Annotated in this window: 17 protein-coding genes; 1 reads left to right on the top strand and 16 read right to left on the bottom strand. The window is 46.2% G+C overall.

Annotated elements, in window-relative coordinates:
• Positions 1-9: 9 nt before the first annotated feature.
• Positions 10-336, top strand: a complete 327-nt coding sequence (locus E2B99_RS13790) for a hypothetical protein (RefSeq protein WP_134245828.1) — start codon at positions 10-12, stop codon at positions 334-336.
• Positions 337-382: 46 nt separating this feature from the next.
• Here E2B99_RS13790 and E2B99_RS13785 read toward each other — a convergent pair whose 3' ends face one another.
• The 16 genes from E2B99_RS13785 to E2B99_RS13710 all read right to left on the bottom strand — a co-directional run bounded on the left by E2B99_RS13785 (position 383) and on the right by E2B99_RS13710 (position 22,369).
• Positions 383-2,401, bottom strand: a complete 2,019-nt coding sequence (locus E2B99_RS13785) for a hypothetical protein (RefSeq protein ID WP_134245826.1) — start codon at positions 2,399-2,401, stop codon at positions 383-385.
• A 75-nt stretch (positions 2,402-2,476) separates the two neighbouring features.
• Positions 2,477-6,085 carry a hypothetical protein gene (locus E2B99_RS13780; protein WP_134245825.1) on the bottom strand — a complete coding sequence of 1,203 codons (3,609 nt, stop codon included), beginning with the start codon at positions 6,083-6,085 and terminating at the stop codon, positions 2,477-2,479.
• A 2-nt stretch (positions 6,086-6,087) separates the two neighbouring features.
• Positions 6,088-7,773, bottom strand: a complete 1,686-nt coding sequence (locus E2B99_RS13775) for a hypothetical protein (protein ID WP_134245823.1) — start codon at positions 7,771-7,773, stop codon at positions 6,088-6,090.
• Positions 7,766-10,363, bottom strand: a complete 2,598-nt coding sequence (locus E2B99_RS13770) for a hypothetical protein (protein WP_134245821.1) — start codon at positions 10,361-10,363, stop codon at positions 7,766-7,768. The genes E2B99_RS13775 and E2B99_RS13770 overlap by 8 nt, the downstream gene beginning before the upstream one ends.
• Before the next feature lies 1 nt (position 10,364).
• A complete protein-coding gene (locus tag E2B99_RS13765; protein WP_134245819.1) occupies positions 10,365-10,946 on the bottom strand; it encodes a hypothetical protein in 582 nt (193 codons plus the stop codon).
• 58 nt (positions 10,947-11,004) lie between these two features.
• Positions 11,005-12,231, bottom strand: coding sequence for a hypothetical protein (locus E2B99_RS13760; protein WP_240687844.1), 1,227 nt, complete (start codon positions 12,229-12,231; stop codon positions 11,005-11,007).
• Positions 12,231-16,157: a hypothetical protein gene (locus tag E2B99_RS13755; protein ID WP_134245817.1), complete on the bottom strand. Its 3,927-nt coding sequence runs from the start codon at positions 16,155-16,157 to the stop codon at positions 12,231-12,233. The genes E2B99_RS13760 and E2B99_RS13755 overlap by 1 nt, the downstream gene beginning before the upstream one ends.
• Positions 16,157-16,807: a discoidin domain-containing protein gene (locus E2B99_RS13750; protein ID WP_134245815.1), complete on the bottom strand. Its 651-nt coding sequence runs from the start codon at positions 16,805-16,807 to the stop codon at positions 16,157-16,159. The genes E2B99_RS13755 and E2B99_RS13750 overlap by 1 nt, the downstream gene beginning before the upstream one ends.
• Before the next feature lie 2 nt (positions 16,808-16,809).
• A complete protein-coding gene (locus tag E2B99_RS13745; protein ID WP_134245813.1) occupies positions 16,810-17,133 on the bottom strand; it encodes a hypothetical protein in 324 nt (107 codons plus the stop codon).
• 78 nt (positions 17,134-17,211) lie between these two features.
• Positions 17,212-17,619, bottom strand: a complete 408-nt coding sequence (locus E2B99_RS13740; RefSeq protein WP_134245811.1) for a hypothetical protein — start codon at positions 17,617-17,619, stop codon at positions 17,212-17,214.
• On the bottom strand, positions 17,612-17,806 hold the full coding sequence (locus E2B99_RS13735; protein WP_134245809.1) for a carbon storage regulator: 195 nt from the start codon (positions 17,804-17,806) through the stop codon (positions 17,612-17,614). The genes E2B99_RS13740 and E2B99_RS13735 overlap by 8 nt, the downstream gene beginning before the upstream one ends.
• 118 nt (positions 17,807-17,924) lie before the next feature.
• On the bottom strand, positions 17,925-18,593 hold the full coding sequence (locus E2B99_RS13730) for a DUF6682 family protein (protein WP_134245807.1): 669 nt from the start codon (positions 18,591-18,593) through the stop codon (positions 17,925-17,927).
• The gene (locus E2B99_RS13725) at positions 18,590-19,465 is read right to left on the bottom strand and encodes a RyR domain-containing protein (RefSeq protein WP_134245805.1); all 876 of its coding nucleotides are present in this window, start codon (positions 19,463-19,465) and stop codon (positions 18,590-18,592) included. The genes E2B99_RS13730 and E2B99_RS13725 overlap by 4 nt, the downstream gene beginning before the upstream one ends.
• 73 nt (positions 19,466-19,538) lie before the next feature.
• Positions 19,539-20,012: a hypothetical protein gene (locus E2B99_RS13720; protein WP_134245803.1), complete on the bottom strand. Its 474-nt coding sequence runs from the start codon at positions 20,010-20,012 to the stop codon at positions 19,539-19,541.
• Positions 20,013-20,074: 62 nt separating this feature from the next.
• Positions 20,075-21,361 carry a DUF4043 family protein gene (locus E2B99_RS13715; protein WP_134245801.1) on the bottom strand — a complete coding sequence of 429 codons (1,287 nt, stop codon included), beginning with the start codon at positions 21,359-21,361 and terminating at the stop codon, positions 20,075-20,077.
• A gap of 27 nt (positions 21,362-21,388) precedes the next feature.
• A complete protein-coding gene (locus tag E2B99_RS13710) occupies positions 21,389-22,369 on the bottom strand; it encodes a hypothetical protein (RefSeq protein ID WP_134245799.1) in 981 nt (326 codons plus the stop codon).
• Positions 22,370-22,410: the final 41 nt, after the last annotated feature.

Here is a 22,410-nt window from a genome sequence, read left to right as displayed (position 1 = left end):
AGGTCTGACATGCATGAACTTTTATATAATCTGGGGCTAATTAGCCTGACAGCCACAGCGTTTTATATTATTTTCTGGTTTGACCGTAGAAATACACCACGCGATTTCCATTTAGTTAGAAATCACTTACAGAGAATCACTCACCCTCATTTAACAATTAAAGGACACGGTGATTACTACATAGATTATATTGATGGTGATAGGCAGGTGCTTGAATATTTTAAATATATGAGTTTATATAGAAAAAATTTGGAAGAAATGAAAAAGACCAGCTCCATTAAAATTCTTGATCACGGTTTGATTTCAAATAAAGCATGGGAAAAATGGGGATTATAGCCACTTTGAGTGGTAGCTATAATCAATCCACATAATAGGTATCTGGTTATTGTGGAATCCACTTTGACCCATCCCAAATAGCCTTCTTATTCCCTACTGTTGAAACGGTTCCTACAGGCAAGCCCTGCTGCTGCATTTGTACCGGCTGGCCAGTCTGTGTATCAAACAATATATCCGGATTTCTGGTAACGCCATTGATGTCAGCAGTTTGGCCACCTGCCACCGTCATGTAGCGATCCTTGGAACTGCCTTGTCCGGTTATGGCCTGCAACTCTTTGAGGGCGGCGCTCTTTTCCTCAGGGGTTTTTGCAGCGTCATATTGCTGATACAACCTAGCCATTCGCTGTTGCTGCGCAACCTGCCCCGCCCGCGCTTGCTCATCACTGGCAAACTTGCGGTTTTCCAGATCATTATTCGCCAAGAATTTCTCGCGTTCGGTCATGTTGCTGGTATCGTTACGATAATTGGCGCCTTGCTCCTGTGCATTAACTCTTTCCAGTGCTGCCTGATCCTGCGATTGTTGACGCTGCAATGCCGCGTTGTTGTTGGCCTCGTTCTTGAACTGATCGTAACCCTGAGCAGCCACACCAGCGAGTTGCCCGCGAAGCCCAGCAATTTCATCACGTTCAGCTTTTGTAGGTCCTCTGCCTTGTGAGTAAAATCCCGCCTTGGCCTGCGCCATACGCAGGTCGTTTTCAATGCGCTGGCGCTCATCGTACTGTCGCGCCTGTAGTTGCTGGGCTGCATTAATTTGACTGGCCTGCGCTGCGGCATTCCGCAGGGATTGCTGATAAGATTCAGTGCTAAACCCGCCACCAAATTCTGGCGTTCTGTCCAACAGGTTTTTTACGGCCTGCTGATTTTGCGGACTGTTGGCTTGTGGATTTAAACTACCCTTAGCAGGATCAAATACCTGGCCATTCACCGTAAAGCCATTGCTAATATTATTGCCAGAATAGCTATTACCCACTTTCGTGACATTATTGTCGCGCGCCTGTGGTGTACCAGTAGGCGCTTGAACGGACTGGGTTGCTGGCTGCCCTGTAGCTGGCTGATCAAAAGGATTTGAAGTGGTTTTATCTGATCCACCTGCATTGGTTTTGGCGGCGTTCCATGCAGCATAGCGTTGTTGCTGTGCCAAGCCTTCATTCTGGGCTTCAATGCGCTGTTTATCAGGGAACCTGCGTCCCAATATGCCAAAAGATGCTGCATTGCCCACATCTGACATCACGCCTGCAGCCCGGATTCCAAGCTCTGCCGCTGTGCCATAGTCTTTATTGGGATCTAGCCCCATACGCTCAGCATATTGTGAAGTTGGGGTATCAAAGCCTGCAATCGCCCCACCCAGTCCGGATGCTGCTAAATGAAAGGCGCCTAGGCCTTTTGCACCACTTGCAATGCGTCCTAGTGTTCTGGTTCCAAATCCACCACTTGCTGTGGCCGCATTTGAACCTTGGGTTGCAGTTTGTGCCGCTACTTGCGCCTGAGGTGGCGGTAAGCTGGGGGTTGGCGGATTGGGAAGTGGTGTCACAGTTCGCATGGTATTTGGCTGGACAGGGTTGGTTGTTGCGAGTGCTTGTCGTGTCGCCATTTGCTGATTATTTCGCAACGCCATTTGCTGATTATTTCGCAACGTCATTTGCTGATTATTTCGCAACGTCATTTGTTGCTTATATCTTGGGTCATTCGGATCAACCAACCCACCATCAGCAAAAAATAACGCATCTTCCCGTTGTGGGCTGAACCCTTTAGCAACTGGCGTGTGCGTGGCATCTTTCATTTGATCCAGTGCCTGCACACCTACCGCATGTACCTGCTCAGGCGATAGGCCAAACTCACCATTACTGACATTGACCGGCACATTACGTGGCTTAAATCCGAGGCCTGCCAGATTCTCACCACCAATCTGTTCCGTGGAATCGGCAGGCATAATATAGCTGCCTGTTGGTACCTGCGCTTTAATACTATCGGAAGTACCCGTACCTTTACCACGGATCATACCCAGCCCGGGTTGTGGTTGCTCCGCTTCCTGATTGCGCTTGTTTTTAGGCTGAAATCCACGCATGGCATACGACTCTGTTGATAATTACAATGCCGTATGCTTGCGCAGAAGGCTGATCCGTGACCAGCCTTACAGGGGTTAGTAATTATAGTTATGGCTTTCGCTTTCGGATGAGCTGCTGCTTAAGCTTTGTGATTGTGAGGCACTACTACTAATGCTGGCTGATACATGCATAGCAGACATAGCACCTGCGGCAAGCTGTGCCGTATACTGCCCCATGGCCTTGGCTGCTTCAATAGCCAACTGGGTTTTCTGGAATGAACGCTGTGACTTGATATCCCACTGCTTAAGCGCCATCTCGGCATTGGCAATATTAATACGTGCGTTAGCCTCGCTATGACGTGCCTGCATATCTGCATTGGCAATAGCGGTACGAGTCGTCATATCGGCATACCGGGCCTGTGTATCAGCCTGAGCAATATTCGTACGTGCTTTCATGTCAGCAAAACGAGCCTGCACATCAGTATGGGCAATACTAATCCGTGAATTGGCTTCTGCCACCCGTGCCGATACCTCTACGTTACTAATATTGGCGCGACTAACCATATCGGCATATTTAACATCAGCATCAAGTTGTGCTGTGGCAGCACGTAATTGGGTGTCAGCAAACCGGCTTTGTGCGTCCATATTAGCCATTGCCATTTTTGCATTAATATCAGCGTATTTGCCCTGCAACTCAGTATTGGCAACCCCAACCTTCACTGCTGCATCGGCATTAGCAATGCCTACCTTGGTGATATTGTCCAGATGGCGTGCCTGCACATCAGCATTGGCAGTTGCAATGCGTACATTGGCCTCCAATACCTTGCCATCAGCATCCAGCTTGGCAGTTTTAGCCTTGATATCCATATCGGCATACTTGGCTGCAATCTCGGCGTTACTCAGATCAATACGTGACTGGATATCGACGTACTTCATTTCACTATCAAGCTTGGCCATTGCTACTCTTGATTGAATCTCGGCAAACCTGCCCTGCAACTCTGCCCCTGAAATCACCATTCTGGAATTGATATCTGCATATTTACCCTGCATTTCTGCGTTGGCCATACTGACTTTGATGTTTGCATCGGCATTGGCAATCCCAACTTTAGTCAGATTATCCAAGTGACGAGATTGTAAATCAGCATTAGCCGTAGCCACCCTGATTTGTGCATCCAGTGCTTTACTGTCTGCATCCAGCTTGGCTGTCTTGACCTGTACATCCATGCCTGCATATTTCGCCTCAATTTCAGCGTTACTCAGATCAATACGTGACTGGATATCGACGTACTTCATTTCACTATCAAGCTTGGCCATTGCAGAACGCGACTTAATATCCATGTACTTGCCCTGCATGTCTGCATTGGCAAGAATAATTCTAGAATTGATATCCGCGTACTTGCCGCGTAAATCAGCATTGGCAATGACTGTACGCTGCTTGGCATCCAGTGACTTCATTTCAAGATCGGCCTTCCTTGACTTTTGATCGCTAACCGCCTTAACCCACTCGACCTGCCTGACAAAATTATTGGTATTGTTCTGGGCAATCGCCAGTCGGGTTGATATTTCCGACTTTTCAAGATCCATGAGTGCGCTAAATTCCTGTAATTTTAGCCGCGCCTCCTCCATAATTAGCCCCTGCTGCTTATTCTTGACATCAGCTTGCACACCAATTCCCTGGATAGTTGTGGCATAGTTTCTTGATATTGATTCAAACATGCCCACTCTGGCAGTTTCTGCATTGACCTGAGCATTAAAAATATCAATTCTGGCCTTTTGGGCGGACATCTCCTCGGCATATGCAGATACTTCAGTTTTATAAACATCAATCTGATTCCTAATCGCATCAGACCGAGCGCTTTCACCCTGGATCAAAGCTTTGTAAACGTCCACATTGGCCAATACCACTTCGATTTTGCCTTTGAATATCTCTATTTTTTGCTGGTTGATTTGCCCAATTGCCATTTGTGCATCAACCTGCGCTTTATACGCTGTAATTTTGGCAATTGCTCCTTCGATTTTGGTTTTATATATCGTCACCAGTGTTTCAAATGCACTGGCTTGAGCATTGAATAAACTGATTTGTGCATTTAACATATTTATCTTGCTTTCTACTTGAAGCTGCACCACTTGCATCATGTTGGCTGTGTAGGCAGTCCACAAATCAATACGCATTTTTTCCAGCGCCATACCTTGGGTGGTTAAGAAGCGAATATGTTCAAGCTGCTTGTCAAACGACTGCACCATAATTTCACGGTTTAAGTCAGCCGATTTTAATCTGGCGTCATCACGGATAGCGCTAATCTGCTTTTGCAACATTCCCTGCGGCATAGAGAAACCACGTGCTGCCCACTCATTAACAGCTTCACTTACTGCACGTCTGGTTTGCTGGCTTTCGCGGTCAACAGCCCGGTTGAATAATGCGGATTCCACAGATGCAGGCAATCCTGTTCCCGGGTGACCACCTTCAAGCCAATTTTTAATCTCAGTCATCAACGGACTAATGACTGAATCTTTATTGTGCTCAAAGTAGTCTTTGGATAGTACCTCAACCGCATCAGTCAGCGCCTGGTCAATATCACTAAATACAGATGCATCAATCTCAAAGACAGGTGCTTCCTCATCAAACTCAGGCACTCCCTCAAACTCAAAAGAGGGTAACTCAATTGCCTCAAGTGCCTCCATTTCAGGTAGGTTGAGTTCAGGTGCGCTGGGCAGATTAATGGTTGTATCAATGGCCGGAGCTAAAGGCGCAGATCCTGTATTAATATCTGGCACAGCTGGCATCGCAATATCAAAACCAACTGGCACGTCCGGCATGTCAGGCAGGGTAAAATCCAGTGCACCCATCAAATTTGAAATATCCAGTGTGGGCAACTTACTGGTAAAATTCACATCGTCATTAAGTGGGGCAGGAATAGTGTCAAATTCAATGGATGGTGCATCATAGCTAAAATCCTCAGCTACTTCTGCAAATTGACTAGGAAGATCAGGTAACACTGGGATATCAATATCCAGATTAACATTTGGTCTTTGTAGTGGTGCAGGTGCTTGTGTCGTCTTGAATTCCGGCAACTCTAGATGACTTCCCTTAATTTCCGTGTCAATTCTTGGCGCTTCCAGGCCAGCGATATCACTAATGGCTGTGTAGCCAACAGGATTAAATGCATTATCCAGATTGGGCAATACGGGTGCAGCGATATCTAGATTAATAGTTGGCTTATTGACAAGAGCGGGTGCTTGTGGGGATTTTAAGTCTGGCAACTCCATTACTGGAGCTTTGATGTCGCCAATTATTTCAGGTGCCTGAATCCGATTAATGTCATCAATCGGCGTGTAACTTACCGGATTAAATGTATTATCCAGATTGGGCAATACGGGCTGCTCAATAGTTAGATTTAGTGGCGCAATATCAAGCGGCGCGGGTGTTGATAATGCAACCACATCCTGTCGGTCAAGCACAGGGGGTGCAATGTCGGGCGCAGAAAGCTCCGGGAGAACCACTGGACTCAGGGAATCAAGGCCATTATTTGGAGTGAGCGAAGGTGCATCGCCAATCTCATCAAACTGGATATTTGAAATATTACTTAGTTCTTTGGCAAGGGCGGCCGAAAAGCTATTTGCCTTCCCCTCAAAATATTTCATTTTGTCGTTAACTTGATCAATCGACTCATCCATGGCTTTCATGTTTGGAATAAACAATGTCATGTTCATACTCTCCGCTTGCTGGCCGCCAGCTCAATACTTAAATCATTTATATAGCAATAGGCCGCAGTCATGTTCACTTCAAAAGCAAAGTGCCGTCCGCGCAAGCCGCGCCCAAATAGCACTCGGCCATTGACAGTCTCACCATTTGACTTAACGGATAGGGGGTAATAAAAAGTCTGCCTGCTTCCGGTTTGTGTGGTAGTAACTCCAATCTGCATGGATTTACTTTCCCCAGAAAATTCGTATTCAAGGTAAGCTGCCAATGGATGGGTTAAATTGCCCTGCCCTAGATCCAGCTTGCCAGTTTTGATATGCCCAGCTACAGGCTTTTGACTATCGATGCGATAAACCCCTTTATCGTTAACGCCATACAGGACACCATTAATCACACTAATTTGGTCATACTGATAATCCTGGTAGCGGCTCATTGCCCAGGTATCACTATTGGCTGTCCATGCAAAACCAGTGGCAGCATTATCAATCACGCTATCTTCAATGAATAACAAATCACTGAATAAGGTCTTAGCAAATAGATGGTCTGTAACGGTATCGCTAATAACCAGGCTGTCGCTTAATGTCTGCCTGTATGTGACTTGTTGTTGTAGTAAGTCACTAATGACAAGGCTATCAATAATTTTAGTTGTGGCGCGTAGTTTGCCTGTGGTGCCATCACTAATGCTTAAGCTGTCTTGGATTAATTCACTGGCTACACCGACAAGGCGGTCACGAATACGCGCTTGCTCAGTAATGAGTACAGTGCTAGTCCGTTGGTTAGTCCATGCGTCCGATGCAACGGCAGTATCAATTATTAGCCCACGCAAGCGATGCGTTAAGGTTTCACCAATCGTAAAAGATTCATCAATGTTCGATACTTTGTGTATGGTGCCAGTCGTACTATCTACTGCTTTTGCGGATTCCTTGATTAATACCGATGCGCTTAATTTTGAAGTTTGGTAGTCTGATATAGCCACACTTTCATTTGTTAGTGTGGTTAGTGCATAGGTAGTAGTATCACTGATAGATAAGCTGTCTTCCACCAATGTTCTTTTATGCGTGCCGCCAATTACTACATCTGCTGCTTTTGCTGATTCCCTGATTAATACTGATGCGTGATTAATGCTGCTTGTAAAATCAGCCGCAGTAGCGTTATCTTGTGATGTGATCGTGATGCGACCACTTAGATAGTCGCTAACTGCTGCGGTATCAGTGATGCTGGTTAGCTTTCTAGCAAAGCCAAATAAACTATCTTTTAGCTTAATTTTTTCTACAATATTATTTGTAGTGCGATTATTTGCAACTACGCTATCACTAATCGTGGCGGCATCAGATATAAATAGAATCTGCTTATCAAAGACAATATCACTAGCCGCCGCCTGCTCAACCACATCAGTTCGCGCATGTAGTTTGGCAATGGCTGTATCACGAATACGCGCTGATTCATTGATTGTTGCTTGTGTACTATTGCCACCAAGTAGGCTATCGCTGATCTGCGCGGATTCATGGATAAGCTGATAGCGGCTATCGGTCACGCTATCTGATGCAATAGCAGTATCAGTAGTAAGCACCGTTAAACCAAACAGTAGCGCGGTGGTGGCTGTTACGACTTCTTCTGCAATGGTTCGCATGCGACCATAAGTATCATCGCTGGCTGTTGCTGTTTCTTGGGTATCGTCCCGATAACTACTCATTGATTACCCCAATAAAATGATGCGCTGATTTATGGTCCACTAATGCGCTATAGCCCCATGACTTGCGCAAGTTATTATTTCCCGATTCTGAAATATTGACATACTCAGAGTCACCAAAACCAACCCTACAGCCATCCCGATAAAACAGGTCGCCGTACTGCGAGGGTGACGATAGAAAATACGCATTATCGGGAGGCTTGGAGTTTATCTTGTATGGGTTTTCGCTCACACTAAAGTAGAGAGAACCATATTTTTCACCATCAGTCTTTGTTGTATGTGAGTATTCCTGTATTTTTGGGGCACCACCACCGCCAAGCCATTCATTCCTTACGGGGTGAATTAGCCACGTAATATCATAAGGAAGATCAGGCAACCACGATCCTTGGTCTGCAAAATCAGAATATTCAGATGGCTCATAATTCTCAATTTCAACCCAAACAGGATCGCCATTTTTTGGCGTTGGCAATCCAGTCATTTTCTCCAAACCTCCTATAAAAGCAAAAAGAAAATCATTTGTCCAATAGCGGTATGATGTTGGGTCGCGCATAGCACGCAAGGCGATACCTTCTGTTTTTTCTGTTCCCGATGTACCTCTTGCCTCACCTAGTATCAATGCGTCACGCATCATATATGGAATACATGCCGTTATTGATAGGTTCCTTCCTTCTGTTTTGGTTATGCTGGTTTGATGTGTGTAGTACCTATATCTAAATACCGTCCCCGCTCTGAAAAAAATAAAATCCTGTGCAAATCTTGGCTTGCTATCGAACCCCTTATCTTCGCCTTTAATTGTTGTTGTTGTGATGGTTGGGGCAAACGAATCCCTAAAGTCTAAATCAGTTGTATAAAAATTCCCCCACAATGACGATTGTCCTGACTGCCGCACCTCCTGCCACTGCCCAACCGTCATCATCTCCTCGAAATTGCTATCAACCTCGGCATAGTGCCATCTTGTATCGAGGAAGTATTTTACAACCTTAAGTGTATTTCCCGCATAATATCCGTACATAATAGTATCGCATCTAATGATGTAACTTGAGGACAAGTAAAGCCCTTGCGGGGAAAAATCAAAAGATATACAGGCTGATGCCTCAACCGATGGGAACTTAATTTGTGGGTGAAATTTTGGATTGCCGTGATGGTATAAAAACCCACTACTTACTTTTTTAACTGAGCCTTTGTGCGCAGCAATAGGCTCTAACTCCAGATTATCCCAGTATAAAATCTCTTTTCTGTCCATTGTGGGATTTGCTAATGCGCGATTTAGTATCTGCTCTGTATTCTGCCTGCCAATCTTATACCGTATAGCAAGTTCCCTTTGTCTTGGCACATCCATTAGGCCAAATAAGGATTGCAGATAATTATTTACTATTGTTGTTTCTGTTTGATTCTTAAATACCCACTCTGTTTTTAACCAGCCATGGTTGGCTGCGGCTGCAAGCTCCAGTTTTGCTGCGTAAGCATTACCCACAATAATGCCGTCATTATCAAATGTGTAGCATGTATTAAAACCCTCACTACCATTTAGGTTGAAGCTCCATCCACAAGCACTGGTATACGCAATGCCACTATAAAAATCAGAAGTATCACATACTTTAATAATTACACCAGCTCTGCGCCATGCTTCAAAATCATTCCCTACTGGCATGCCTTCACCACTTGGCATACCACCAAATCGCTCTAGTATCTTAAGCAATTCATCATCGCCAATTTCTTCCACGTACTGCTTGAACTCAGGCGTTGTGGTCGCTGGTACAATGGGTAGCGGCATGGCATAAATGCCTGTTGGTCTAATGCGTAACAACCACGGCTTACCACTTGAATCAAAGCTAATACTATTGGTGCTATTAAATTTATAGTCATACTGATACTTGCCGTCAATCGGCGGGATACCCGTGTAAGCAGGCAAGCGATAGCCTTTTAGTTTGTCGGCTATATCAACGATATATTTATCTGGAATTAAAAACCGCACGCGCTCTATATCATTATTGGGTAGCTCATTAAAATCTTGCCTGCCATACCCACCAACAATCTGCATCACCTCAACCATTGCGCCGCTATACCATGTAGGTCGCTGCTGCACGTATTGCGTAGTGATGAAATTGCTATTATCATCTTTTGGCTCAAACTCAGGCACCGTGATCTGGTTTGGCTTAATGATAAATCGCTGCAACTCTAATTGTTTTGCTGGTCTTTCGATTTTTGGATTGTAGTTTCTTAATCTGTTGCGGCATTGCTCAGTGATTTTAAAGCCAACGCCCTGCCCATACTTCTCCTGATCTGGCTTTCGCGGCCTGGCATTAGTTATCACGCCACTAAACAGCATTGGCACGTACAACCTTGCAAACCCATCAGGCTCAAAACTCTCAAACTTCTCTTTTTTGCGGGCAATGGCCTTAAAAATGCCGCCCATATCCTGAACAATAACGTAACCGCCATCGGGCAACTCGTACTCGTGGCGGTAACTGGTTACTTCCTCAGTCTGAATGGTATTGGTGAGCTTGCGCATCTGATGCGAGATAAAGGTTTTATCTCGCTCAGTGAGTTCGCCACCATCTACAAACAGTCCGTATGGGCGCGGTGCGTACATCTTAAACCGTGAGGCTTAAGCGATAACCAATATCGTATACGTCACCATTTTGGAACGTGCGTGCTGCTGCGTACTTGGTCGCTGAAATCAACGTGCCAGTCGTGCCGCCGCGCGTGCTGTTGGTGAGTAACGCCGCACCTGTCACATTCAAGGTAGACGATGTTGCAATGGTGACTGATGCGGTGGCAGTCATGTTGTCAATGGAGTTCGTTGCGGTATCTACTGGATTCCATTGCGGACGGGTCGCACCTGAATAACCTTCGGTTAAGCTAATCACTTCTGATGCCACTGATGCAAAGTTTGCTGCTGTCCAGTTAGCAGCAGGGGCAGTTGCACCACTAAACAGCGCCAGATAATAGCCGCTTGATTTAACTTTGCTACCGAGAGCCACGTTCAGGATGTGCGCCAACCCTTCAGTGACCACCAGATTTGGGGTTTCCTGCCATTCCCCGCCATTGATTCGGTCAAAATATTGACCCATCGCCATAATGCCCTGACGCGGGAAATAAAGTCCCTGCCCGGTCATGTCATATTGGTCTTTATTTAAGGCTTGCGCCAGCTCTTTACGCAATTGTGCAGACATAGGAATATCCTCTTAATCCTATGGCGCACTCATGCGCACCGTGTTACGAAATAAAAATTTAAATTACGGCAGTTTGTATGCGCCGATCAAGCACTACAGAGGTGCCAGATTTTGCGCTAATTCCCTTCATGATGCCAGCGTGCAACTCAATGACTTGCCCGCTTGACGTTCCCAGTACATAGCCATTTTCGGCCAGCCATAATGCCGTTTTTCCGCCACCTTGCGAAATCTCACTACCCACCTGCTGGGCATCAAGGGAAATTGCGCTATTGGGTACTGGCGGCCGACTGGTTTTTTTAACAAAACGCATGTCGCTTGGCTGACTGCCACTTAAAAATACAACATGATCCACTTGGCCAACCCATAAGCCCCCATCAACCGGCACTAAAAAAGTAATACGTTGCGGCATCATCACAAAATCATGACGCTCATCATGCAGGTGATAAGCCATTGGCTGGGAAAAGCGGATTATATTTTTATCAGCACACAGTAAACGACCCTGCCAATAGCGCATTATTTTCCCTGACGGCATGGGTGACAAATATTCGAACTTGGCAGTCATGCCAAGCTGGTCTACATCATTAATCACAATAGTGGTATCTGTAATGGGATAGTCAGCAAAATGGAGCAACGCAGCACCGTTTCTTGTAGTGATGTATACCCGGACACCTGTTACTGTGCCATCAAGGCAATAGGGCAAGTTCACATGGATAGCAGCATAGCTACCATCAAATTGGTCACTTCCAATTGCGTTTGCAATCATAACTTTTGTGCTTTCTGACAGCCCTGATTCTATCTGACCACGCAGCCATGAAATTGCAATCACGTAGGTGCCGCCGTAGAGCATTCCACCTGTTGTGAACCCAGCTTGTGGCTGAGCTGGCGTATCAATTACTAAAGCTTGAGCCTTCTCACCACCGGTATAAATAAAAATACCATCTGATGTTGAGATAAATACTGCATTATTGACCAGCTCAAAACAGACAATGACTGTATCTACATTGTCCAGGATCACCTCATAATCCCATGTATCGGGATTCACTTTCACAACCTGATTATTGAGGCTAGCAAATACGTCCCGATGCAGTGAGCTTTGCCATAGGTTTTTATAATTAAGGGTAGTCACCTGCTCGCCACTTTTGCGCAGGGATGGCCGTCCGGTTACGCTGATATCGACATTGACTGCATCACGCACAAACAGCTTTGGATTATCGCCGCCCTGCTGCAACTGATCGTCATGCACCACATTATTTATGCCTGCCAATGGAAATAAGCGTGTTGCCATCACCATGCCCCCTTGCGATATTGATCAGCATTACCATCCGGTCTGATGTAATGCGCTGCTGGCCTGATATTAGGCACTCCCATATCATCAGTCACAAACCCTACAGCACTGACGTATTGTTTTGGCTTTTCAATCACTGATTTTGTTACACGCATGCGCTTGTTGAAGTTAGTGTAGTCATAGTCACAAATGAACGCATCAAACCCTGCTGGGTCTATGCCACGCACTCTGTTTGAAATAAATATATCGCCAATACCGAGCGCATCAAATCCGCCATAGTTGCCTAGTACGCGCTCGCCAATGCGCATGCCTTGCCACATAAACGGATTATTAGGTGGTGCATTTTTACCAAAGCCTTGCGCATCAAATCCTTGTGGCTTCAATTCCATCCTTGTTGACTGAAGCGAACATATCCCAAATAGCTGAGAATAGCCGCCAATTGCTCTTACTGTTTTCGTGGCTGTCGGCTGAATAATGCTTGTCGCGCCAAACGCTGCCGAATCTATAGAGTCGTATTGGATTAAAGTTAGCTCAAATGGTCCAACTGAATGGAATCCAGTTCGGTACGACCTAAAGCCATTGTTATTTAGGTCAATTAATCGCTTTGTTAGTCTAATGTTAGCACTGCCAATACTTAATTGACTGCCTGCGCCACACCTTAAAATAGTGCGGTGCTGAAGCGTAAGAGTGATATTTCCAAACCTCTCTCCTGCTGGCGAAATACCTGGGCTTGAGCCAACATCGTAAAATATACTACTTAAAGGGTGGTTTGTGATTGCCTGCTGTGTAACATCCTTTGTTGCGTATATTGTGTGCGGAGATAGCGATGGGAAACCAAATAACATTGAATCGCCTATTGTTCCTATAGAAAATGGCCTGTTTTTTAATCCTACGTTTGCGCTGCCGAATGGCGCTGACGGAACACCAATATCCACAATAATTCCGTTTGACTGCAAGTGATGACTGCCCGATCTTGTAGCAACAAAGCCTTCAGGACTAATTACATTACTACGCACGAAAGGATTGGAAACCTGTGTCTTTGGCACGTCAATGCCATACCCACCACTAGAAACCCCATCAATCTCAGCCTCATCAAGCCAAATGTATTGCGGCGTATAAGGCGGCTGTCCAGTCTTAATAACTTTTATAGCACTGCCAATCGCGCCAGCATTAAAACTACTTACGATAACTGCGCGATTCCGATCAGCAATACCAGTCAAGCCAAACAATTCCATTAGGCTGCCGTCTGGCTCAACCACTCTAAATGAAGTGCGCGCACTGGCATTGCCAAATAGTTCGCTGTTATGGCCGTAGGTATGCACTTCTGGCGTGACATTTACTAGGCGCGGCTCACCAAAGCGGTCAACCTGTGACCATCGTGGCGCAATGATATTAAAGTGAATGATTAGTGACGGCTCACCCATGCGTAAATGATCATCCTTGCCAACTTCATCAAGGTATCTGCGCCGTAGTTGAATATCTGGCACTGGTATGTACGGCGGGTTAATGCCATAGCGCGATTCAATATCAATGGTTCGGATTGCATCTGCAACCATCGGTGTGCCAAATTCTAGGCTTTCCCAATTACCCACTCTTGGGTAGTAGCGCCTTGTATTCTCTATAGTTGCACTGCCAAATACTTGCGTACTAAATCCACCAACCTGTATTACTCGCGCATCATTATGGACGTTTGACCAACCACTAATATACGGTGGTTCCATACCCTCTAGGCGCAAGTAGCGAATACGATCCGCTATCAGCAAGCCACTATGCTTGAAGCTGTCAATGCCGCTTGGCTCAATCAGTCGCGCATTATTATAAAGGTTTGGCTCTCCGACCTTGGTAAAGTTACTGCCAATCGCACCAATGATCTTGTTTCTATTTTCAATGGCAGTCCACTGCGGCCATTGTGGTGGAACCAAGCCACTACCAGCGTCATAATTTTGTGTGATGTATTGAACGAGGTTGTAAAACTTCGGCGTACCAAAGCGCAAGGATTCCTGAATACTGGTTTTAAAGCCTTGTGGTGCGATGTACTTGGTCTTTAAGTCAATGGTAGCAAGGCCATAGCTATTGCTAAACCCAAATGGCGCTAGTGACTGGACTTCTGGAATGATTCGCGTGCCGAACTCAGTAGCAATAAAACCTTGTGCATCAATAAACTGCAAACCACCAACATTGTGGTTACTGGCAAACTCAGTATAGATTGATCTAACGGCTATGCTGCGTATCGCATAAGATAGCCATGGTTGGCCATACAGTGAATGATTACTACCTAATGCAAGTAGCGTTCTGCGACCATGCTCAATGCGCGGCTTGCCATAAGAATCTGTTGTGAATCCTTCGTGTTGCAGTTTGCGTAGCCGATGCCACGCTGCTGGTTCGCCAAACTCTTGCGAATACTTACCCGCAACTTCAATCAATCTGGTGTAGTTGGATATGAATAGCGCACCAAACGCCTGAGCATTAAAGCCACCAGGCTTAATTTCTGGTGTCTTTATGACTACTGCATTACCAGTTTTTAGTAAATCAAAGCCTGACGGGTAAATATGGCGTATGGCATAACCAATACTAGGGTTAAGTCCTTGCAGCGAATCAAAGCCATTAGGCGCAAGTGATGGCGTTTTATTGTAAATCTCACTATTGCCAAAATTTTGCGCATCAAACCCAATGGTATTAATGTATCTGCGTGTGCTGTAGATTGTGGCAAAACTACTAAACTGACTGTCTTGGAATCCATCTACCGTTATTATTCTACGTGTATTCTTGGCAGCAGTATCGCCAAAGATACCGCCCTCGATACCCTTGTCTGCTAAGTAAATCGTGCGCGTTGGGTCGAATACTTGTGGATAGCCACTAACAAAGCTATCGCCAATGCCTGCTAATAGATAACGTGGACTATGTGAAACCCAAGCATCACCATAACTGGTATCTACAAATCCCAAGGGGCTGGGGTTGCGCTGCACTAGCGGCTGGCCGTAAGCATCCGCTTTAATGCCTGATGGATACAATATCCGTGGTGATACATTAGGGCTTGCTAGTAATGGCGGCGTGATGCCTTCGCCACTTAGCTGTAAGTATTGGTCTGCTCTAGTGTTGATAACAGTCGTAGCGCCAAATACATTAGAGCTAAAGCCACTAGCTGTAATGTATTTAACGCCACCTTGTAAATAAGCTATGCCAAGCTCAAAGGGTGGTATCCCTCTATTTTTTACATATTGGCGTAAATTATAAATAGTGGGTTTGCTGAATATTAAAGAATCTATACCCGATGGTTTAACCGCTGTATCTTGAACAAAAGGTGTACCAATCCCTGATGCTACAAATCCCGATGCAACGATTTTTCTTTCAGCTAGAATGAGCTTGGGTGAACCAAAATCCGATAAGTCTTTACCCTCAGTTGCAACCACCCTATTTTTATTACTAATTGATAAAAAGCCGAAAACATTATAATTGCCAGGGCGAGTTAAATAGGCCGACGTGCTTGTTTGGTGGTTAGCAGAAAGCGTTACCTGGGTAGATGTTGGGGGAGCGTAATTATGATTTACATATACTTTTTCTGATCTATTTCTAATATGCGCACTACCAATTGAAGGGTATTCCACTCCAATTGGCACAAGATATAATATTTTTAGATCCGCACGACTGTTACCAATTTCTAAATAATCTTCACCACTTACAGAAATTGTTTGAGGTAATGCACCACTGTACTCTGTGCGAGTCAGTATTTTAGACTGTTCAACTGGATTGGGTAAAATATATCCTGATAATAAACGAGCATTAACATTATTATAATGTGAAGGCTTATAGTCATATCTCCCTGCGGAGGAAAGATTTTTTACCCCACCAACAGCGTTCGGAGGTATATAACCTCCCTCTAAACGGACATTTACGTTACGATATAACGGTGGTGCATAAAATGGCATTAATACACCATAGGAGTTATAGGTCCATCACTTATTGGCTGATATCCAGCTGGCCCTATGTGTGTAATTAATACATCACTTGTATCATTCAAATATATAAACCAGTCACCCGATGCATTAGGTGTTGTATGAATGATGTATTGCATGGTCTGCCAATTGAAAAGAATCACTTTTAAACTTGGATCACCACTATCCAACACACTTTTACCACCTACAACTGTGCTTAATAACTCGGTGTAAGAAGTAGGTGAATTAAAAGTTCCCCTGTTAACTGTTTTAAGATTAGTCCAATTAATATTGTCATTCGATCCCTGAAAAATGAAAGCACTTGGCATCTCATCTTGATAATTGGTTGCAGTTATTATTAATTTCCGGACTTTTCTCGCAGTAGGTAGCTCAACTTTGAACCATTTATCACCCGAAGTTGATGCTGTTTCCCAGTACGTCGATGCATTATTGTCAATTGCCTTTGGTGCATCAGTAGAAGCATTATAGTTTGAACTTGCTGTTGCTGTTGCACCTATACAAAGATCAGTGGTGCTTTCATTTGTTTCAAACATGCTGAAAGTATTCATGGAAAAATAGCCATTACCACCTGCAGCAGATTTGGTTATGTAAAGCCTGTAATATTTATAAGGTAGTATTTCCATTTTTATTGTCCTCGACTCTCTAGCAATACACCGTAATAATCTTCTTGTTTCCAATAACCCTTTTCATCATGCCATTTGCTATAAGCATCAAATAACTGTTGCTCATTGCCAGCATGAATCTGGTCTTGCACGTAACCTACTATCCACTCCATGACGTTAGACACATCGCCATAGGTTTTGCCTGCATGCTCTGTGGCATACATTTGAAACTTAGGAATATTGGTTAGTCTGTGCCAGTCAATGCGTGGAATATCGGAGGCATACAGATCAGCTTTAAAGCCTTGTACGCCGATACCTTGTGTGGGCGGTTTCTTTGGTTTATTCATAGTTTTGCACTCATGCGTAAGACCATTGTTACTTGGGATAATGGATTTTCACTATCCACAAGTTATTGATTTATATACTCAAACCTTGAAGATTTTGTTAGTGCCGTTATCCCACGTCACAATAATATCACCACCATTAGGAGTAATTGGTAATCCAGTAGCAGTATCAATAAAAGCAATCAATGGGCTGGTCGCTTCACTACCAGTATCTTTATAGATTACGATAGCCTCAATACTCGCACCACTTACCGCAGCAAAAGTAACGTCTGCCGCATCTGCCGCGCCGCCAGTAGTTGCCTTGGCGGTCAAGGTTACTGGTCCTGCAATACGTGCTGATGCTGAAATATCAGATAAATACTGATGCACGCCTGTTTGTGGCGTATACGCACCAGTATCAACCAAAATTACCTTGATCGTATCGGTTTGCCAATTGATCTGTGCCTCTAGGAAGCGTTGACGGGCAAAGTCGAAAAGCGTATTAGCCATGAGTTAATTCCTCTTTTATCGGAATGCACTCATGCGCATTGGTTTCTTTGGATAGTTTGACTGGTGTGGTTGATGGCGCTTCTATAGCCAACCTTGCCAGTTGTCCTGATTTTTTCTCAAGCCGAACAGTAACATCACCAATGGTGAGTACCTGCCCAAGTTTAAGGTCGTGAATTGACTTGCTCATGTTGCAGTCTATAAAGCAATTGATTGAAAAATTATGCTGGCTATGGGATTGCAGAGTCATACCCTACAGGGGGAGCACAATAGCTATATTCAATTTAATTTTTGCAGGCATGATTCACCTATGGCCAAAACGGTAGTACGTGGTGGGGAAAATCTTCCCGTGTTTGCCGCCTTAAATCTGCGTCTGGGCGCTCACCAAAATATTTAGTAAATTCAGACTCAGCGATTGCTGCCCGATTGGGATCAAAGACCTCGGTATCTGGCACCTTGAATGCGCGAGCCAATGCCCATTGCACCAGATGGCGATGATGCGCTGCGTTAATTTCCGGTGAATCTTCCGGGTCTGCCATATCAGATTTCGGCAAGCGATAACCTTCCAGTGCTATTACCCCAGTGCGTACCGGTGTTGGCGCCAGACGCAAGGTTTTATCAGACTGGATGGCAAAGCGGGGATCACCAGTTTCGGTGCGCCAGCGTGGCATCACCTCGTTCAGGTTTTCCTGAGAGGTCAGGTAAATCGGATTGCCATGGTTTACACCAGTTGGCATAAATGCCACATAGTCCAGCTCAATCATGGCGCTATGGATCGGATAAACCGACTGGCCAGCGATAACAGCAATGCAGCACATAACGGCATTGCTGCTTTCATGGATCAGGCGACCACGAATGGCCGCCTCTGCCACGGCCTCATTTAACCAGCGCGTGACATCCTCATCCGTCCAAAAGTAGGGCTCTACTTTGTCGTCCGCATCCACGCGGAAACTGCTGATTAAATCTTTAAGGTTCATGGGACGATACCAAACTGATTCACAAGTTGAATGACCCGTTCTTTCATGTTTTCAACACTCAAGGTTTTGGGTACTTTTTGCTGATAGTTGACATAGGCATAATCAGCCAGCTGGTCCTTATCCATTTGGCCCAGCCGGTCAATCACGTCCTGTATCTGTTCTTGCTGGCGGGTTTTTTCCTGCAACTGTTTGGCCGCCTCATCGAGCAGCTTGCCGGTATCATCCGTGCTCGTTGTGGTATCAGCAATCACAATGCCTTCGTCCTGCTCACCTTCAGTAAACAGGTCAGCATGCTTGAGCAACTTGCGGGCAATGGCCGCTGGAAGTTGACGGGTTTGACCGCTGGTGAAATACAGGCCAGTGTTATACAGGGAGTCGCGCCAGTCCGGGCGGCGGCCAATATATTTAACCGCAATGGCACTGGCCATCGCAGGATCTTGCTTGGCACCTGCGCCCTTTTCCTGTGCCACACTTGCAAGCTGTTTTTGATAAGTGGTGACGGCTTCCAGCGCAGCTTCTTCCGCATCCGGCAAATCTTTTAAGGATTGCACCACAGCGTAGAGCAAGTAATCCTTGGTTTTTTCTTCCTGAGGTAAATCACTATAAGGCACACACAATGGATGCTGCTTTTTTTGAGCATCAAACGGGCTGCCTGTAGTCCAGCCATCCGCCAGCTTTTTCTCCAGCCATGAGGTATGCAGTTGCTCGGGTGTGCTATCCGGATTGGCCAGCAGCATATCGACCCGCGCTAGAGTGGGCTGTTTTTCCTGATCCGTTAAACTATCCCACGCTGGTTCTGTTACTGCACTTACAGAGAAGCTGTAAGCCCCTAAAATCCCATAGGCAACTGCTGCAATTAATCCGCGTTTCATTTGTTCTGTTCTCCAAATACTTAAAAAAATGGGCAGGCCGAGATAGCCCGCCTGCCCGAACGCACAAACCAAATTAGCGCGGCCCTTTCATCTCGCCCTGTACCACCACCTTGATGTCACTGGCTTTGGCATTTGTGGCACCAGCAATGGTCAGGATCAGGCGCGCAGGCTTAGGCAGGGTTACCAGCTTGCCGGTATTGGCACGCAAGCGCCCAGCGGCAGCCAGACTTCCACCTGAAATGAAATAGGCAGCATCCTGAGGAACCTTGGTATCATCCACGCCATCTTCATACTTAAAGCCCAGTGAACCGGTCACCGAGGCAGTCATTGCCGTGGTAATGAAAATACTGGCATCTTCCAGGCGCCAGCCTTCTTGCAGTAGACCCAAATCCACCACATCACCAACTGCTAATGCCGCAGTGGCATCACTTTCAAGTGGCTTGCCAGTGGCATCGGTTTTTAATGAATATGCCAGTGAGGACATATTGCCGTAGGGAGTCGCACCATATTGATGGGCGCGAAACTGGTTTTTAGTTACTGTAGCCATCTCATGGCCTCCTTAATTACAAATGAATGGAACGGGCCGGGGTTAGCAGCCCGAACGAACAATTAAGTTCCAGCCAGGTTATCAACCACGGTATCAACCACTGTCACGCCATAATCGGTGAATTCCTTGCCATTGCCGCCATCCACTTCAAAGCGGATTTTGGAAACACCGCGAATAGCACCGATCAGCAGCTCGGCTTTATCACCATGATCCAGCTCTTTTTCAGACCAGAAGAATGGAATGCCGGACTGACGTGCTGACGCGAAGGCTTCGGCCAGTGCCTGTCCACCCAGAATCACTGAGCGGTCAATGGCAAACTGAGTGCCAAAGCTTGCTGGAACCAGCACGGATGATTCAGCTTCGCTGCTGTATGAAGCGCAGTACTTCATGGTATTGCCAGCATAAAAGCGGATTGGGCGTGGCATCTTCATAATCAGGAAGCCATTCCACAGGCCTACGCTACCTAAGAATAATGGATGTCCTTTCGCCTGATTGGCACGTGCCAGTGCAGAGGCCTGCAAGGTACGGAAAGACGGATCGGCAGCAAACTTGTTGTACTGGGCTGGTGATACCATCCAGACCCGCAGCGGATCATCGTCAGCTGCCGCATCGCCTTCCAGCTTGATCACTGGTGGTGGCAATGCAATCTGGTCAAGCACGGAGCGCATGGAATCCACGGTGTCCATCTTGAACAGGTCAGTAGAGGTAATATCCACTTCACCCGCATTTTCCTTAAACAACTGGACACCTGTGCCATCGGCCAGATAGTGACGGTTCTTGGTTGGCGCCTTAACCGGGTTGACCATGATTTCTGAGAAATCAGCATCATTTTCGGTTGGCACGACCCATTCAATATTGTTCTGGAAGCCACGTGCACCGCACATATGCACCAGCATGGACTGGTCGCAATAGCGGTCCATCAGATTTTGCGCAACCGGGCGACCCAGACGGCGGAAATCCACGGGCGAACGCACGTCAGTCATGGCATTGCCGAGGTCAACCGGGAAACGCGCCTGATCTACACGCAGACGGTCTTCGGACAGGTTCATGCCAACGCCACGGCCTTCAGCATTGTGGCTGCCCATGATGGGTTTGGCGTTCACAGGGTTTAGCAGGTGAAACGTCACCTCATCGCCCATTTTCTTGCCCAGATCCTGACAGCGCACAATTGGCATGTGCTGGGTGGTTTGCTTGCGCAGGGTTGCTTCAGCGCCAGCTTCGCCTTTGGGCATCTTGCCGACCAGACGGTTCATGGTGCTGTTGCGTTGCATGTGAGTTGCAAACAGGCCAACTGCCTGTTGCGTCATATTGGTTTTATCCCCGTAAGAGGAATTGGTTTTGGTTGTCATGGTAAACCTCAAATCCTTATGGCGTTATTAGATGCGCCGATTCAAAAACTGCTCAATCTGTTCTGGACTCATGCCTTGCATGTGATCCAGTAGGGATTGAGAATCCATTGCGGCCATTGCTTCCTGCTGGGTTGCGGCAGCACCGGGGCGACCTGCCGGAAAGTCGGACAGGCTGGCAGGTGGCTGTGGGGCAGTATTTGCAATGGCCGCTTGTGCTTTGGCTTTAATATCACTATCAGCAACCTGAGTTTTTCCAGTGTCCTGCTTGAATCGGTCAAATAACTCAACGATCTGCTGAGCTGAACCGTTTTGCAGTACATCCACCGTTGCAGCTTGCACAAAGGACGGCTGGGATTTAATCCAGTTGTCCAGCTCACTAGATTCAGCAATTGAATCAGCATCGGGATGCTTTTCATAAATTGCCTGATAGTGTGCCTGCACTGCATCAAGGGCCTGCTTGTCCTGTATGGGCTTTAACGCACTGCTTAAATGCGCTTCCACCTGTGCCTTGACTTGCTGATCAATCAACTGCTGAATGCCTTTGGCCAGCGCTTCTTCGGAAAAATCACCAAAGATTTGTGGATCTACGCCGTTTGCAATCGCCGCTTCTGCTGCTGCCACCTGGTTATCCGTAACCGTTGGAGCAATACCTGCATCAGCACGTAACTGTGCCTGCGCTTGTAAGTCGGCCATTTGTTGTTGCATGGCTTCATACTGCTGCTTCCAGTGCTTTTCAGCATTTCGCGCTTCCGTCAATTTTTCAAAAGGAATGGTGTGTTTGCCATCCTTTGCCAAAATGACCGAGTTGTCTGGATCAGGCTCAGCTACTTGTTCTGCTGGCTTGGGTTGTGGCGTAACGTCTGGTTCAGGGGTAGCGTCCGGCGTGCTACCAGTTTCCGCAGTTGCGGTATCGCCGTCAGCCATATCTAATAATGCGGCTGCCTGTTCAGGTGTTAAATCGCCATCGTGCGACTGGATAAACTCGGATTGTTGATCTGTGATAGTCATGCTTACCTTGCTACATATCGCCGTAGCCGCCATAGGGTTTG

It is taken from the genome of Alkanindiges illinoisensis, assembly GCF_004377485.1.
Taxonomy (GTDB): domain Bacteria; phylum Pseudomonadota; class Gammaproteobacteria; order Pseudomonadales; family Moraxellaceae; genus Alkanindiges; species Alkanindiges illinoisensis_A.
This window is presented reverse-complemented; position numbering and strand designations above follow the sequence as displayed.

Excerpts from the sequence above, each read along its gene's own strand:
- E2B99_RS13710 (WP_134245799.1), bottom strand. The coding sequence starts at position 22,369 with ATGACTATCACAGATCAACAATCCGAGTTTATCCAGTCGCACGATGGC.
- E2B99_RS13770 (WP_134245821.1), bottom strand. The coding sequence starts at position 10,363 with ATGTACGCACCGCGCCCATACGGACTGTTTGTAGATGGTGGCGAACTC.
- E2B99_RS13785 (WP_134245826.1), bottom strand. The coding sequence starts at position 2,401 with ATGCGTGGATTTCAGCCTAAAAACAAGCGCAATCAGGAAGCGGAGCAA.
- E2B99_RS13750 (WP_134245815.1), bottom strand. The coding sequence starts at position 16,807 with ATGGAAATACTACCTTATAAATATTACAGGCTTTACATAACCAAATCT.
- E2B99_RS13780 (WP_134245825.1), bottom strand. The coding sequence starts at position 6,085 with ATGACATTGTTTATTCCAAACATGAAAGCCATGGATGAGTCGATTGAT.
- E2B99_RS13755 (WP_134245817.1), bottom strand. The coding sequence starts at position 16,157 with ATGCCATTTTATGCACCACCGTTATATCGTAACGTAAATGTCCGTTTA.
- E2B99_RS13765 (WP_134245819.1), bottom strand. The coding sequence starts at position 10,946 with ATGTCTGCACAATTGCGTAAAGAGCTGGCGCAAGCCTTAAATAAAGAC.
- E2B99_RS13720 (WP_134245803.1), bottom strand. The coding sequence starts at position 20,012 with ATGGCTACAGTAACTAAAAACCAGTTTCGCGCCCATCAATATGGTGCG.
- E2B99_RS13735 (WP_134245809.1), bottom strand. The coding sequence starts at position 17,806 with ATGAGCAAGTCAATTCACGACCTTAAACTTGGGCAGGTACTCACCATT.
- E2B99_RS13760 (WP_240687844.1), bottom strand. The coding sequence starts at position 12,231 with ATGGCAACACGCTTATTTCCATTGGCAGGCATAAATAATGTGGTGCAT.
- E2B99_RS13745 (WP_134245813.1), bottom strand. The coding sequence starts at position 17,133 with ATGAATAAACCAAAGAAACCGCCCACACAAGGTATCGGCGTACAAGGC.
- E2B99_RS13725 (WP_134245805.1), bottom strand. The coding sequence starts at position 19,465 with ATGAAACGCGGATTAATTGCAGCAGTTGCCTATGGGATTTTAGGGGCT.
- E2B99_RS13790 (WP_134245828.1), top strand. The coding sequence starts at position 10 with ATGCATGAACTTTTATATAATCTGGGGCTAATTAGCCTGACAGCCACA.
- E2B99_RS13715 (WP_134245801.1), bottom strand. The coding sequence starts at position 21,361 with ATGACAACCAAAACCAATTCCTCTTACGGGGATAAAACCAATATGACG.
- E2B99_RS13740 (WP_134245811.1), bottom strand. The coding sequence starts at position 17,619 with ATGGCTAATACGCTTTTCGACTTTGCCCGTCAACGCTTCCTAGAGGCA.
- E2B99_RS13775 (WP_134245823.1), bottom strand. The coding sequence starts at position 7,773 with ATGAGTAGTTATCGGGACGATACCCAAGAAACAGCAACAGCCAGCGAT.
- E2B99_RS13730 (WP_134245807.1), bottom strand. The coding sequence starts at position 18,593 with ATGAACCTTAAAGATTTAATCAGCAGTTTCCGCGTGGATGCGGACGAC.